Source organism: Ruminococcus sp. 5_1_39BFAA (genome assembly GCF_964240875.1).
Classification (GTDB): domain Bacteria; phylum Bacillota; class Clostridia; order Lachnospirales; family Lachnospiraceae; genus Blautia_A.
The window spans coordinates 20,687-34,431 of record NZ_CAXSVO010000008.1 but is presented as its reverse complement, the minus strand read 5'-3'; the positions used below and the strand labels follow the sequence as shown (position 1 = coordinate 34,431).

Sequence of the window (13,745 nt, the reverse complement as noted above, 5' to 3'; positions counted from 1 at the left end):
TGTCCTTATGCCTTTCCTATTAGTTTACGCGTTTTTTATTTACATACTTAAGTGTTCCCTTTGCGCCGTACTTAAAATTATAACCACTGTGAGCGCCGCTGACGTTCCGGTAGGAATAAGCAAAGTTCGGATCATATACGCCGGTTTTTCCTTTGCGCACGATCTCAACCCAGCTATGCTCTCCCACGCTATTCTCTCTCTTAAAGCCGCCCTTCATGTAGTGCGCGTCGTAGCCCAGAACCTTCGCCATCTGGTAGAAGGTCGCTGACATTACATAGCAGTCGCCGTATCCGTATTTAAAACCATAGATCGCATAATAATCAGCTTCTGCCTGTTCCTTTGCAGGTTTTCCGCAATTTGCCTTATACTTGATCTGTGTGGATGAATACTTGAAGGCTCTGGTCAGCTTTTTGCCGATTTTTTCAAGTCTGATGCCTGCAAGTCCTTCCGCTTCGGATACTCTGGTCGCAACGCCCTTTTTGTCAAATTTATAGTATTTTTTTCCAATCTTGTAGCCAAGCTTATTTTTGATACGCTTGCCGTTTTTGTAGTAATATTTCTTTCCGCCGCTTTTCACCCAGCCTGTTTTCTTCGCAGCAGTGGTGCTGGTTGTGCTGGTTGTGGCAGCGTAAGCAGGCGCAACAGAACAAAATGCCATAAGCACTGCCAAAATAAGTGCAGCTAATGTTTTTCTCTTTTTCATGTTTCTTTTCCTCCTGTATATTCAATAGATTTTAGTTTGGATATGCACCATATACGATTTCTCTGCCATCAGCATATCTGCCGAGGGTCACCGTAACGTAGCTGTATGTTAGGATTACATCATTTACTACAAGCGGGTCTGTATAGCAGCTATCTGTTACTTCTTCCTTCAAGGGCTTTCCAAGCAGCTTACGCAGTTTACTTGCATCAGTGCCTTCCTTTGAAGCTTTTCTAAGTGCGCTGGTGGTTTTCGCATCATACAGTCCTCTTTTAGTAAAGGCATAAAACTTCATATTACTGCCGTTTACATACACTCCCTTTGCCATACGGCCTCTGGCATTAAAACCGTATTTCTTTCCTTTAATCGTTTTCACAACAACATTATTATAGCTTCCAAAGCTTTTTGCTGCTGTGTAGGCAGCGCCGTTTTTACCGAAATAGTAACGGTAGGAAACGGTTTTCCCTTTTTCTTTGACCTTTACGGTTTTCCATGTGTTTTTAACTTTTTTGCCGTTTACGTAATAGTAATATTTGCCCTTTTCTTTTTTCAATCCCTTTTTCACGGTTGCCGCCTGAACGGTCTTAGGGGATGAGACTGTCATCACCGGAACCTGTACCAGCATGAGACAGAGCACAAAAATTAACAGCTTTTTCCATTTCTTCATGTTTTTACTCCTTCTTATTGATTTTGTTTATTTAAGTTTCTAAAACTTCACTTTATAAGCCAAATGATAGGCTGAATGACTGGAAGCCCCAAACAACGGCCCCATATTATCATAATAAAGTCCATTGATCATGACAAACGCATGATCCTCCGCAGCGGCAATGACATACGGCTCATAGCCCAGTTCCTTTGCGCAGGAAGCAATGAGACTGGCGATGCCGTAACAGCTTCCGCTTACATTATTCTCCAGCATATCGATTGCCATCTTATAAGGCCATGTACCATTTTTGAAATCCTCGGAAGCAGGATTTTTCCATGGCTGAAAATGCGTATATCCGATTATGTAATTAAAACAGGTTCTGAATTTTTGGCTGTTTGTCATCTGTGAACTGGTATGCTGCTGGATAAACTGCTGGGTGGCTATAGAGCATTTTGTTTTTATGTCATCGGTGACTTTTAGCACGCCCTTTGCACTGATCCTGTAGTATTTTCCCCCAATTTTAATAGCCGTTTTATTTGTTACCAGCTTACCATTCTTGTCAAAATAATATTTCTTACCTTTAATGGTCCTGATTCCGGTGAGACGTCTCCCTGTTTTTCCAATGTAGTATTTGCTCCCGTTTACCTTTAACCACTTCGGTCCTGTAACCAGTGCGCCGTCCTTGTCCAGGTAATAGTAGTATTTATCCTTTACCCACTGATTCTTTGCCATGGAGCCGTCTTTCTTCATATAGCATTTCTTGCCGTTAATGACCTGCCAGCCTTTTCGCGCTGCTCCTGTCTTTTCATCAAAATAATAGGTTTTTCCTTTTACCGTGACAACACCATATGTAACACAAGGATGAAGATAATAAAGCTTTTTCTTGATCGTCACAAGACCTTTTTTACGGGTTCCGTCCGCATTGAGATAATATCTTTTTCCATCCAGCGTCACCCATCCGGCTTTTTTCAGATATGTGCCGTCTGCATAGCGCCATTGGTAAGCGCCTTTTTTATTTTTTACCCAGCCTCCTGCGGAAATGTTTTCCGTACCTGCAGTCTGTACGCTCTGTATTTCCTCCGCGGAAACCGGAATAAAAAGAAATGCACAGAGAATTATCATTGACAATAATGTCAGTATCTTATTTCTCATTTTTCATACTCCGGTCAGGAAATCTTACATCTGACCTTTCCCTTCATAAATTCCAGAAAGGCTTCCGGTTTGCCCACCTGGAAATCACTTTTTTTCACCCAGTAGGTAAGCCCCTTCGCCTCAATAAAAAAGCTATTGGGCAAATCCTTAAATACCTCGATATCCACATAAGCTATGGAAGAATACGTGTTTCCCCATCCATACTGGAATGTCTTTTCGTAAAAATAGTAGTTGGCCTTCAGAATCCCGCCCGGAACACTCTTCAGAATCTTATTACGTTTCCAGTAAGGAAGACCGATCATCACCACGATACAGACCGCCAGCGCTGCCAGCAGGATGATATCCAGCACTCTGGATGTGCCTTCCGGAAACAGAGAGACATGTCCTGTTCCCTTCACTACTCCCCATAATATTATGGCAAGATACAAAACAAATACTGCAACGGTGATCACAAGGCTTCTCAGCCGCAGCTTCCGAGTGGAGACCTTTTCCATCTGAAGGATATCTTCCTTTGAGTAGACTGTATGTACTTTGAATTCTGTTGTCCTCATTATTTCCTCCGTTATTCTGTAATGACTAAAGTATAGTATAGCAAAAAAAAGTAAAAATTGCCACTATTGTTTCATAAAATGTATTAAAATTGAAAAATAGTAAATACTTTCTTTATCACCATTATGAAAAGGAGGATTTGCTGTGATTTTACTTATTCTGATTATATTCTTTGCACTCCAGACTCTTGTACTTTTCAGTTGCCTGGCAGCAGGCAATGATCCTCTTTCACAGGCGATCTCCGACCAGGAACAGATGGAGTTTCTTGCCGCCTGGGAAAAAAATCACAAACGTAAATAGGAAAAAGGGCGGCAAACCGGATGGTTCACCGCCCTTTTATCATATTTACTTTTTCTCATCCGGCATTTCACCGAATTCATCTGTCCCAAAAAACTCCTTTACACTGATATCCAATCCGTCACACAGCTTGAATATGGTATAAATTCCCGGATTTCTTGTAACACCATTCACGATATTCATAACTGTTGTAAGCGGAACACTTGATTTTGCTGCCAGATTATAATAGGAAAAGTGTTTCCTTTCACAAAGCTCCCTGATTCGTTCCGTAAGTACCTTCTTTTCAACCATCATATGTACCTCGTTTCCTACAATATAGAGAGACAAAATTCCTCTATATGTAATACGGGGCAAATCACGGAAAATCACATTTTTTTTCAAATAAATTTAGAAAATGTCAAATTTATTTGTCGTTTACCATAACTTCAGATGATAATGCAGACAAGCCCGCCTTTGCTGTCATTTACGATCTTTTTCATGGTGTCCTGAAGCTTAACCTGGCTTTCCTCGCTAATAGCTGTGATCTTACTTCGGATTCCATCCTGAACAAGCTGCTCAATGGATTTTCCAAAAATGTTTGTTTCCCACACGCTCTCTCCACGGGCTTCGCTTTCTCCGATATAGGCGATCAGGTCCTTCGCCTGCTGCTCGGTTCCCACAATAGGCGCAATCTCTGTTTCAATATTTGCTTTGATCATATGGATGGACGGACTCTTTGATTTAATCTTTACACCAAACTTATTTCCCTGCTTGATTACCGTGGGCTCCTCCAACTGGATTTCGGAGAGTTCCGGAACTACCACCCCGTAACCGCTTCCTCTCACAGATTCCAAAGCCGACTGTACCTTTACGTATTGTTCTTTCATAGCAGACAATTCCTTCATCGTATGAATCAGCTCATACTCACTCTCCATGGGAATTCCGCTGAGCTCACTTAACATCCTGTAATAATAGGAATCATTCACTTGGATCCTTACCTGCACGCTACCGTCGGAAAGACTGACACTGTCAAGAAGTGTATCCTGCACATAAGGCCCTTCAAGCTTTATGTTCTCCCTGGTAACATCCCGGATATGCAAAAGCTTTTTCATGATTTCTTTGATCTGTCCAAGGATCTGTGCCTTCAGCTCATGGTCCAGAGGCAGCATCTCCACCCATTTGGGGATAAAAAACTGCACCTCACTTATGGGGAATTCATAAAGGATCTTTTCCAAAATACGCGTAATGTCTTCTTTTTTCAGTTGCTCACAGTTTGCCGTCACCGCAGTCACCTGATATTTTTCCTGAATGCCTTTTGCTATGGCAAGGGTTTCCTCTTTATAAGGCATCTGAGAATTCACAAGTACCAGAAAAGGCTTGCCCTGCTTCTTTAATTCCGTAATGGTCTGTTCCTCTGCCTCCAGAAAATTCTCCCTTGGTATTTCCCCAAAGCTTCCGTCTGTTGTGATCACAAGCCCTATGGTGGAATGCTCCTCAATCACTTTTCTTGTTCCTGTGCGGGCAGCTTCATGAAAGGGTATTGCCTTGTCAAACCATGGAGTCTTTACCATCCGCTCCCTGCCGTCCTCGATATTTCCTGCAGCATCCTTTACCAGAAATCCCACACAATCAATAAGCCGCACCTTCACCTTCTGGTCATCTCCCAGTTTTACAGGAACTGCCTCCTTTGGAATAAACTTCGGTTCTACGGTGGTGATCATTTTCCCTGAGCCGCTTAAAGGCAATTGATCCCTGACCTCTGCCTGTCTCTGTTCACTCATCCCCGGCAGAGCGATCAGCTCCATAAATCTTCGGATAAAGGTAGATTTCCCGGTACGGACAGGACCTACAACACCTATGTATATATCACCGCCGGTTCGCGCCTGGATATCCCGGTAAACCTGAAAATTTTCCATACTAAAAGCCCCCTTGCATATTTTTCACACAATCCATGTATTGTTATAAAAATATATGCAGGGAGGCTCTTGGTTATGCTTTAATAAAACTGCGAAATCCCACTCGCTTCTCCTATATAGCGTTTGCACACTTTCCAGCTTATCTGCTGAAGCTGCTTTGCGCTGTTTTTTTTCACACCTGCTGTGGAGGCACCTACCGGTGACTGGTCAAATAAGGCTGCATATATGGTACATGCTGCCAGATAGCTTCCACATTTTGTAGGATGACTTTTATCTTTCGCGATAAGACTTAAACTCTTGCTCTGCTTCTGTGCATTCTCAAAGGCAAGCCCCACAGGAATCACTATGGCGTCTGTTTTGTCCGCAACGTATTCATAGGCACGGGTAATCTTCTTCTGATATTCTGTTCTGCTGGATACCAGCTTCTTATACTTTTGGTAATCGGAATGACCTTTTTCCGGCGCCCAAGTCATATACAGAGCCGTTTTCGCTCCCGCAGCCTCGATATATGACTGAAGGGCACGAACAGATTTCAACATCTCTGAAATGTCAGTCAGAGGATAATAATGCCGTTCCTGCAAAACTACATAGTCCCACTTCTGTGCTTTTAAAAGCCTACGGACCTTTTTTCCAAGGCTGGTGGATCTGCTTGCAAAATCACTGAGACTCGCCATGCTTTTTGCAACAGAGGTTACTTTTACCTTCTGTCCCTTGCTGGTACAAATCTTGCGGAGCATGCCCGGCATGTTGTTGTATTTTGTATAGCTGTTTCCAATCAGCAGGATATTAATGGTTGACGCACTTTCTGCACTGCCGCCCACCTTACCGACAGCCGCTCCCGCCTGCGCTGTACTCCCAAATACCAGTATAAAGCTGATCATCAACGCAAGACATCTCTGATATCTCAGTATTCCTTTCACAATCCTTTTTGCCATTGTCTTCCCCTTCATTCTCTGCTGCCTTTCAATGACTGCCCTGACTTCTGTCCCCATCACTCGCCAGTTTATATTTTTATTATAGCTCTTTTACTTTTTTTTACAACCCCAAAAATGTGCGCCGGCAACCACTTTCCTTTGATACAAAAAGGCTGCTGCGGGGCAGAATACTCCAGCAGCAGCCTCATGACTTTTGTTTGCTTGTTTTATGCGTTTGCTTTTCTCATTGCAGCTTCCACTACATGGCCTACCAGTACGGAAGTGGTAACGCTTCCTACTCCGCCAGGTACAGGTGTGATCGCGTCAACGATCGGCTCTACGGCTGCATAGTCAACATCGCCGCAAAGTTTTCCTTCTGCATTTACGTTGATTCCTACATCAATAACAGTCTGGCCTTCTCTTACATACTCAGCGCCTACAACACCTGCGCGGCCTGCTGCTACGATGATGATATCTGCTTCCCGCGCTACGGAAGGCATATCAACAGTTCTGGTATGGCAGATCGTAACAGTCGCATTTTTCTTAACCAGCATCATAGCTGCCGGTTTTCCTACTACAAGGCTTCTGCCGATCACAACAGCCTTTTTACCTGTGCAGTCAATTCCGTAATGATCCAGAATCTCCATACAAGCCTGTGGTGTACAAGGCGGGAAACCAATCTTTTTGCCAGTGAATACGCCTGACATGGAAAGGTCTGTCATACAGTCAACATCCTTTTCTGCAGCCAGTGCATTTTCAATAACAGCCTGATCCAGATGCTTCGGCAGCGGACGGAACAGAAGTACGCCGTGAATGCTGTCGTCTTTGTTTACTTTGTCAATGGTTGCCAGCAGCTCATCCTGAGAAACATCTGCCGGAAGAAGAATCTTCTCACATGCAACGCCTAAAGTCTCGCAGCGTTTTGTTGCACCTTTCTCATAAGAAATATCGCTTGGATTCTCTCCAACACGAATGATGCAAAGAGTCGGGTTTACCCCCTTTTCCTGCAATGCAGCTACATTTGCTTTGATTCTCTCGTTTAATGCTGCGGTTACCTCTTTACCTAATAACTGTTTTGCCATTTTTAACTTCTCCTCCAGGTCCGCATTTTATGCGGCTTTCTTCCACTATTTCAGTCTTGCAAGCACGCTGTCAAAGATCTCGTCTGCCAGCTTTGTGTATTTCTCAAGCATTTCATCTGCCTTTTTGTTCAGCTCTTCTGCGTATTCTCTGTCAGCCATGGACTTTGTGTTAATATAAACATTCAGGCTGGCACCTTTTAAAGCTGCTTTGCAGAAGGTAGCAGCTACACCGGCATCGCTGATTGCCAGTTTGGAGCCTTTTGCTGCAAATTCCTTGATCAGTTCCAGAGCTTCACAGCATTTCTCCATGATCTCCATAGGAACGGAGCAGGCATCTTTTAATACAATTGCCATAACTCTTGCCTTTTCAGCCTTTTCTTCCTCTGTTTCCTTCGGCATGCCGTATGCCTTGGAAAGAGGCTCGAACACTTCAGCGTCTCTCTCGATGAGACGGAGGAAGTCCTTCTGAAGCTGATCGCATTTTCCTTTCAGCTCCCACATTTCTTCCTCTACATCAGCATATTTCTTTTTGCCGACCGTAAGGCTTCCTACCATGTTTCCAAGAGCGGTTCCTACAGCACCTACCAAAGCAGATGCACCGCCGCCTCCCGGAACCGGGGCTTTAGATGCTAAGACTTCTACGAATTCTGTACATGTACTTGTTGAAAATCCCATTTTGTTTTTCCTCCGAAAATGTGGGTAATAGGAAGAGGCGGGGGCCTGCTTCCTTATTACCTTATTGCCTTATTACTTTATTACTTTTTATTTTAAAAATAAGAAAATCTGCGAGGGGGAACCGCTCGGAGGCAAGGCCGCTCTTCCCCCTCGCGCTCCCCCTTCCGGCCGCTTTGCGGCGTAATGCTTTTCCAGGATGTTTCACTGTAGGCGTGTTACGTTGGTGGGGCGTCCCCCAAAACGGACCCAACGCCCGCCTCATCGCTACACTGCCGCTCAATGTGTCACCGAAAAAAAATCCGAACTGGTCGGGGCATATCGCTATAACGCGTCCTCCACAACAGACCCAACGCCCACCACGCGGCTACACTACCACGCTACCTATCACTGAAACAACGTCAAAGGTGGCAAAGTGTCCCACCCGCGTGCCCAAGTAGGGGGTGTTTGAGGGGGAGCTTCGGGCTTCGCAACTCTGAGATGCTCCCCCTCAAGGTTTTCATTTTTTCCAAAAAGAAGTTTTTAGAACAGCCCAGTAATCTTACCGTTCTCGTCTACATCAATCTTCTCCGCCGCCGGAACCTTAGGCAGACCAGGCATGGTCATAATCTCTCCAGTAAGAGCAACTATGAACCCTGCACCCGCAGAAATCTTCAAGTTACGAACCGTAACCTCAAAATCCGTCGGAGCCCCCAGCTTAGTCTGATCATCTGTCAAACTGTACTGTGTCTTAGCCACACAGATCGGGCAATTACCAAATCCAAGATCCTCAAGCTGTTTCGCCTGCTTCTGAGCATTCGCAGTAAGAACAACCCTCTTACCACCATAGATCTTCTGAACGATCTGGTTCAGCTTATCCTCAATGCTTCCTTCCAGCTCATAGGAATAAGTAAACTCATTCGGCTCCTCAACAAGACGGATAACCTCTTCTGCAAGCTTGATTCCGCCTTCGCCGCCCTTTGCCCATACTTCGGAAAGTGCAACATTTACGCCAAGTTCCTTACATTTCGCTTCAACAAGGTCAAGCTCAGCCTTAGTATCGGTCGGGAATGCATTGATAGCAACAACACACGGCAGTTTGTAAACGTCCTTGATGTTATGCACATGCTTTAACAGGTTCGGAAGACCCTTCTCAAGAGCTTCCAGGTTCTCATTGTTAAGGTCAGCCTTAGCAACTCCACCATTGTATTTCAGGGCACGAACGGTTGCTACGATAACAACTGCGTTTGGCTTCAGGCCTGCCATACGGCATTTGATATCCAGGAACTTCTCAGCACCAAGGTCAGCGCCGAATCCAGCCTCTGTGATGGCGTAATCAGCAAGCTTTAATGCCATCTTAGTAGCGGTTACGGAGTTACATCCGTGAGCGATGTTTGCGAATGGTCCGCCGTGAACGATAGCCGGAACATGCTCTAAGGTCTGAACCAGGTTTGGTTTCAGGGCATCCTTTAACAGAGCGGTCATAGCGCCTTCTGCGTGAAGGTCACCAGCGGTAACCGGTTTCTGCCCTGACGGTTTTCCGTAGGTGTATCCGATGATGATCCTGGAAAGTCTTGCCTTCAGGTCCTTGATGTCGCTTGCAAGGCAGAGAACTGCCATGATCTCGGATGCAACGGTGATGTCATAGCCGTCTTCACGAGGCATACCGTTTGTTCTTCCGCCAAGGCCGTCCACTACGTTACGGAGCTGACGGTCGTTCATATCCACACATCTTCTCCATGTGATCTTACGCGGGTCGATGTTCAGAGCGTTGCCCTGGAAAATGTGGTTGTCGATCATAGCTGCCAGCAGGTTGTTTGCTGCGCCGATGGCATGGAAGTCACCTGTGAAGTGAAGGTTGATATCCTCCATCGGAACAACCTGTGCGTATCCGCCGCCTGCAGCACCGCCCTTAACGCCGAATACCGGTCCCAGGGACGGCTCACGGAGAGCAACCATAACGTTTTTGCCAAGCTTCTGCATACCGTCAGCAAGACCTACGGTTGTAGTGGTCTTTCCTTCTCCTGCCGGTGTGGGGTTGATCGCGGTAACAAGGATCAGCTTGCCGTTTTCCTTGTCTGAATCTTTTAACAGGTTGTAGTCAATTTTTGCTTTGTACTTGCCGTACTGCTCAAGATACTTGTCGTCAATCCCTGCTTTTTCCGCAATCTGGGTGATTGGCAGCATTTCGCATTCCTGTGCAATTTCAATGTCGCTTTTGAATCCCATAGTAAATTACCTCCGCTTATATTGTTTTATATAAAACAGGATCCACCTGTTTTAATCATCCCTAATTCTCCCTGGTTCTCTAAGCCTGAACAACCTTAAAAAACGCTTTCAGGGAACCGATGATCACATCTCCCATCACAGCCATATCTTCCGCTGCGAAGGATACCGGAAAATTATCAGAAAACAGGATCTGTGAGGAAGGTGGAAATTCATCATCTCCCTCCCATAATATCATACGGATCTGATATCCCGGGTAAATGGAAATCTCATAAGCCGCATCTCCGTGTTCTACCGGAACTGCGTTTATATGTTCCATGATTTTTTTGAAATCCGAAAGCCGGTTTCCATAGCTGAAAGCCAGCCTCTTGATACACCGTCCGTCAAACTGACGCAGATAGACCTCGCCCCAGGGCATCTCACGGTAAGTTTTGAAGTTTCCCGTGCCTTTGGAATCAGCCCCGTTAAGCAGGAAACGAAGAGTCAGGATTCTGGCATAGATCATCTCCTCCAAAGGATAAAAGCCCATGTCGTCCGGCTCATGGCTTACCTGGAAATCCGGATAAGTGATATGGTAAACAGTCCCCAGAAGATTGAGGGTAAAGGATTTTTTCTCCTTGTCATAGGGGATAGCCAGCCTTACTGCTATCTCTTCCGGGTCCGTCTCACGGTACAGTTCCAGATAATGCTCCCACGGCATTCTCTCCTTGCTGTCTTTTTCATAGTTTAAGTCATTGATGTTAAATGGCATAATATTATTACTTCCTGTTTTCTAAATCATTCATAACGTCAGGGAACATGCCTGTGTCCGTATGCGGAATAAAGCAGGCACCCACGAACTCATCCATATAGGTAGGAACGGTAGAAAGCTCCATATAAGTCATGTTTGCTGCCAGTTCATAGGTCTTTTTCTCCGCCTGTGTAGATAACAGCATCAGGTATGCACCTGTCAGGGAAGAATTGCCGATGTAATGGAATTTTTCCAGCGGGATATCCGGGAACATTCCGATATTCACAGCATTTCTCATGTTAATGCCGCTTCCGATACCACCTGCTACATATACGTCATCGATCATGCTCACATCAAAATCAAGAGAACTAAGCATGGTACGGATAGCCGAGAAAATAGCTCCCTTCGCACGGATGAAGTTATCAATATCCACCTCGGTGATCTCCACATCCTTGACAGAACCAGCCTCCTCCTCAAATGCGATCACATAGCTGCCCATTCCGTACTGGTCATGCTTCACCCGTTTGCCCTCGCGGACAAATTTTCCCTTCGGATTAATAATACCACACATAAAAAGCTCACTGATCACGTCAATGATACCGGAACCGCAAAGGCCTACCGGCTTTGTACCCGGATCTCCAACTACCTTATATGTAGGCTCCATAGTTTCCTTGTCAATGGTACAGGCCTCAATCGCACCGTCTGTGGCACGCATACCGCAGCTAATATCACCGCCTTCAAAAGCAGGTCCCGCGGAACATGCACAGCTCATCATAAAATCAGAGTTTCCGAATACAAGCTCTCCGTTAGTTCCAAGATCAATGAACAGAGAAAACTCCGGTCTGTTCCAGATCATACTTACCAGTGTACCGGCAGTGATATCACCGCCTACATAGCTTCCGATATTTGGCGCCATGATAATATGCGCGTCTTTATTGATGGCAATTCCCACATCGGAAGCAAACAGGGAATTGGTCTTAAAGAATGCAGGAATGTATGGTTCCATACGCACCGGATCTGCATTGATTCCTGCAAACAGATGATTCATAGTTGTGTTGGATGCTACGCACATCCTGTAAATCCGGTTAGCCGAGATACCCGCTGATTTACACATCTGGGCAATCATCGGATTAATCGTTTCTTTTATTACAGCATCCTGAAGACGTTTCTTTCCTCCAGGCTTCTGCTGCTCAATTATTCGGTTAATGACATCCGCGCCAAAACGAATCTGCCCGTTGCCGGAGGATGCTTTTGCCTGAATCTCTCCTGTCTCCATATCAATGAGCACGGCAGACACAGTGGTGGTGCCAATATCAATTGCAAGCCCTCCTATAATGGCTTTTTCGTCCTTTCCAAACACATCATAAACAAACATATCGTTTGGCGTTGTGCGAAGGACGCACTTTAGCGCATAATTATTTTCACGCATTACATCAGGAAGCTTTTTTAATACAGTATAAGGAATCCTTACCTGTTTCAGATTCATGAATTTTTTTAAAGCCCTTGTAAGACGTTCATTATCAGGCATGGTATCATCCAAGCTGGGCGGGTCCATAGTAACCTCTACCACATCAAGGCTGTTCCGCAGTCCGATGCCTGCAAATTCCACTTCCTTCTTGGCATTTTCAAAAATGGCTATCTCCTCTTTGGAGCTCAGGTCTGCAACCTTCATTCTGCTCTTGTATGCAGAAGCAATATCCGGCACAAGAACCGTCACGTCCGCGCAGATCTTGCTGACACAGGCAAGTCTCCATCCTGCCGCAAACTCCTCCTCGCTGATGTGAAGGGTCTTCTTGCTTTCCAGTTCTCCGCCCTTTAGCTGCACCCGGCATTTTCCGCAGGAAGCATTTCCTGAACAGGGTGCGTCAATAGCCACGTTGGCCTCTCTGGCGATTTCCAGTAAATTATCCCCCGCATTGGCAAATGTCTCTACCACACTGCCATCTTCGAATGCAAATGTTACCTTAAACATCCGGCAACCACCTTTCTTTTAGCCTTCTCATATTGTAAAACCCAATATTTAACAAAAGGGCTGCGGCCAAAGCCCCAGCCCCTTGTGTCTCGTCACTTAACTCTCATACCCTGCGGTAAAGGATTAAAGCTCCAGATAGGAATCTGCGTACAGGGTGTTGCCCTTGAATACATCACAGGACTTAATTGTCTCCATCAGACGAAGGTCATTAGGATTAACGATAGCAGAAGTAAGACCATTCATCATAGCCATTGCAACAAGTGCAGAGTCCATGATCGGACGGATGTTTTTCGGCATACCGTTACTGTTATTGGAAAGACCGCCAGTGGAGTTCAGTCCCATATCGGAGAACATTTTGATAGCTTCCAGAACTTCCATCTGCTTGTCCTGCATTCCCTTTACAACCAGGAATAACGGGTCAAACCAAAGATCTGACGGATCCATACCAAGACCCATACCTCTTTCCAGCATGTTCTGGCAGTGCATCATACGCTCGTCATTGTCTGCTGCGATACCGTCAGCAGAGCAAAGAGCGATAACGATTGCATCGTTAGCTGCTGCAAGGTCAATATTTTCGATTCTTCCGCCTGCGTCTGCGGAGTTTACGATTGGTTTTCCTTTGCTTCTGTTGTATACGGAAATACCAGCCTCGATTGCTTTTTTGTTAGCGGTATCCAGTGCCAGCGGAACATTGTCAAAGTTTTCCTGAAGAAGCTTTACAGCCCATTTCATTAAATCTTCACCATCGTTCTCAGCCGGTCCGATGTTTACATCAAGATATACAGCACCTGCATCCAACTGCTGTTTTGCTCTTTTTAAAATCGGCTCAGGATCTCTCTCAGTAAAAGCTTTGTTTACTGTGGGTGCTGTGGTGGAAAGTCTTTCCCCAATAGTTATAAATTTTGCCATGCTCGTGTTCTCCTTTACATGT

At 45.2% G+C, this 13,745-nt stretch carries 14 protein-coding genes; 1 reads left to right on the top strand and 13 read right to left on the bottom strand.

Annotated features, from left to right (window positions below):
- Positions 1-19: 19 nt before the first annotated feature.
- The 4 genes from ACESZH_RS10590 to ACESZH_RS10575 are packed head-to-tail and all read right to left on the bottom strand — an operon-like array spanning position 20 to position 3,049.
- Positions 20-703 (bottom strand): transglutaminase domain-containing protein, encoded by a 684-nt coding sequence (locus tag ACESZH_RS10590; protein ID WP_373214847.1) that lies wholly within the window; start codon positions 701-703, stop codon positions 20-22.
- Positions 704-734: 31 nt separating this feature from the next.
- Positions 735-1,367, bottom strand: coding sequence for a hypothetical protein (locus ACESZH_RS10585; RefSeq protein WP_373214845.1), 633 nt, complete (start codon positions 1,365-1,367; stop codon positions 735-737).
- A 39-nt stretch (positions 1,368-1,406) separates the two neighbouring features.
- On the bottom strand, positions 1,407-2,498 hold the full coding sequence (locus tag ACESZH_RS10580; RefSeq protein WP_373214843.1) for an N-acetylmuramoyl-L-alanine amidase family protein: 1,092 nt from the start codon (positions 2,496-2,498) through the stop codon (positions 1,407-1,409).
- Between the two features lie 14 nt (positions 2,499-2,512).
- A complete protein-coding gene (locus ACESZH_RS10575; protein WP_373214841.1) occupies positions 2,513-3,049 on the bottom strand; it encodes a YcxB family protein in 537 nt (178 codons plus the stop codon).
- Between the two features lie 142 nt (positions 3,050-3,191).
- Here ACESZH_RS10575 and ACESZH_RS10570 point away from each other — a divergent pair, with 142 nt between their 5' ends.
- A complete protein-coding gene (locus ACESZH_RS10570; protein ID WP_373214839.1) occupies positions 3,192-3,347 on the top strand; it encodes a hypothetical protein in 156 nt (51 codons plus the stop codon).
- A gap of 45 nt (positions 3,348-3,392) precedes the next feature.
- Here ACESZH_RS10570 and ACESZH_RS10565 read toward each other — a convergent pair whose 3' ends face one another.
- The 9 genes from ACESZH_RS10565 to acsE all read right to left on the bottom strand — a co-directional run bounded on the left by ACESZH_RS10565 (position 3,393) and on the right by acsE (position 13,723).
- Positions 3,393-3,638, bottom strand: a complete 246-nt coding sequence (locus tag ACESZH_RS10565; RefSeq protein WP_373214837.1) for a helix-turn-helix domain-containing protein — start codon at positions 3,636-3,638, stop codon at positions 3,393-3,395.
- 131 nt (positions 3,639-3,769) lie between these two features.
- Complete coding sequence (gene spoIVA / locus ACESZH_RS10560; RefSeq protein WP_373214835.1) at positions 3,770-5,239, bottom strand: stage IV sporulation protein A; 1,470 nt, start codon at positions 5,237-5,239, stop codon at positions 3,770-3,772.
- 80 nt (positions 5,240-5,319) lie between these two features.
- A complete protein-coding gene (locus tag ACESZH_RS10555) occupies positions 5,320-6,174 on the bottom strand; it encodes a DUF4886 domain-containing protein (RefSeq protein WP_373214834.1) in 855 nt (284 codons plus the stop codon).
- A gap of 206 nt (positions 6,175-6,380) precedes the next feature.
- Entirely contained in the window at positions 6,381-7,235 is an 855-nt protein-coding gene (locus ACESZH_RS10550; protein WP_373214832.1) for a bifunctional 5,10-methylenetetrahydrofolate dehydrogenase/5,10-methenyltetrahydrofolate cyclohydrolase, read from the bottom strand.
- 45 nt (positions 7,236-7,280) lie between these two features.
- Positions 7,281-7,910, bottom strand: a complete 630-nt coding sequence (locus ACESZH_RS10545; RefSeq protein WP_373214830.1) for a cyclodeaminase/cyclohydrolase family protein — start codon at positions 7,908-7,910, stop codon at positions 7,281-7,283.
- A 519-nt stretch (positions 7,911-8,429) separates the two neighbouring features.
- Positions 8,430-10,115: a formate--tetrahydrofolate ligase gene (locus tag ACESZH_RS10540; protein WP_373214828.1), complete on the bottom strand. Its 1,686-nt coding sequence runs from the start codon at positions 10,113-10,115 to the stop codon at positions 8,430-8,432.
- A gap of 79 nt (positions 10,116-10,194) precedes the next feature.
- Positions 10,195-10,863 (bottom strand): DUF3786 domain-containing protein, encoded by a 669-nt coding sequence (locus ACESZH_RS10535; RefSeq protein WP_373214826.1) that lies wholly within the window; start codon positions 10,861-10,863, stop codon positions 10,195-10,197.
- 7 nt (positions 10,864-10,870) lie between these two features.
- Positions 10,871-12,814 carry a corrinoid activation/regeneration protein AcsV gene (acsV, locus tag ACESZH_RS10530; protein ID WP_373214824.1) on the bottom strand — a complete coding sequence of 648 codons (1,944 nt, stop codon included), beginning with the start codon at positions 12,812-12,814 and terminating at the stop codon, positions 10,871-10,873.
- Positions 12,815-12,937: 123 nt separating this feature from the next.
- Positions 12,938-13,723 (bottom strand): carbon monoxide dehydrogenase/acetyl-CoA synthase methytransferase subunit, encoded by a 786-nt coding sequence (acsE, locus tag ACESZH_RS10525; RefSeq protein ID WP_373214822.1) that lies wholly within the window; start codon positions 13,721-13,723, stop codon positions 12,938-12,940.
- Between the last annotated feature and the right edge of the window lie 22 nt (positions 13,724-13,745).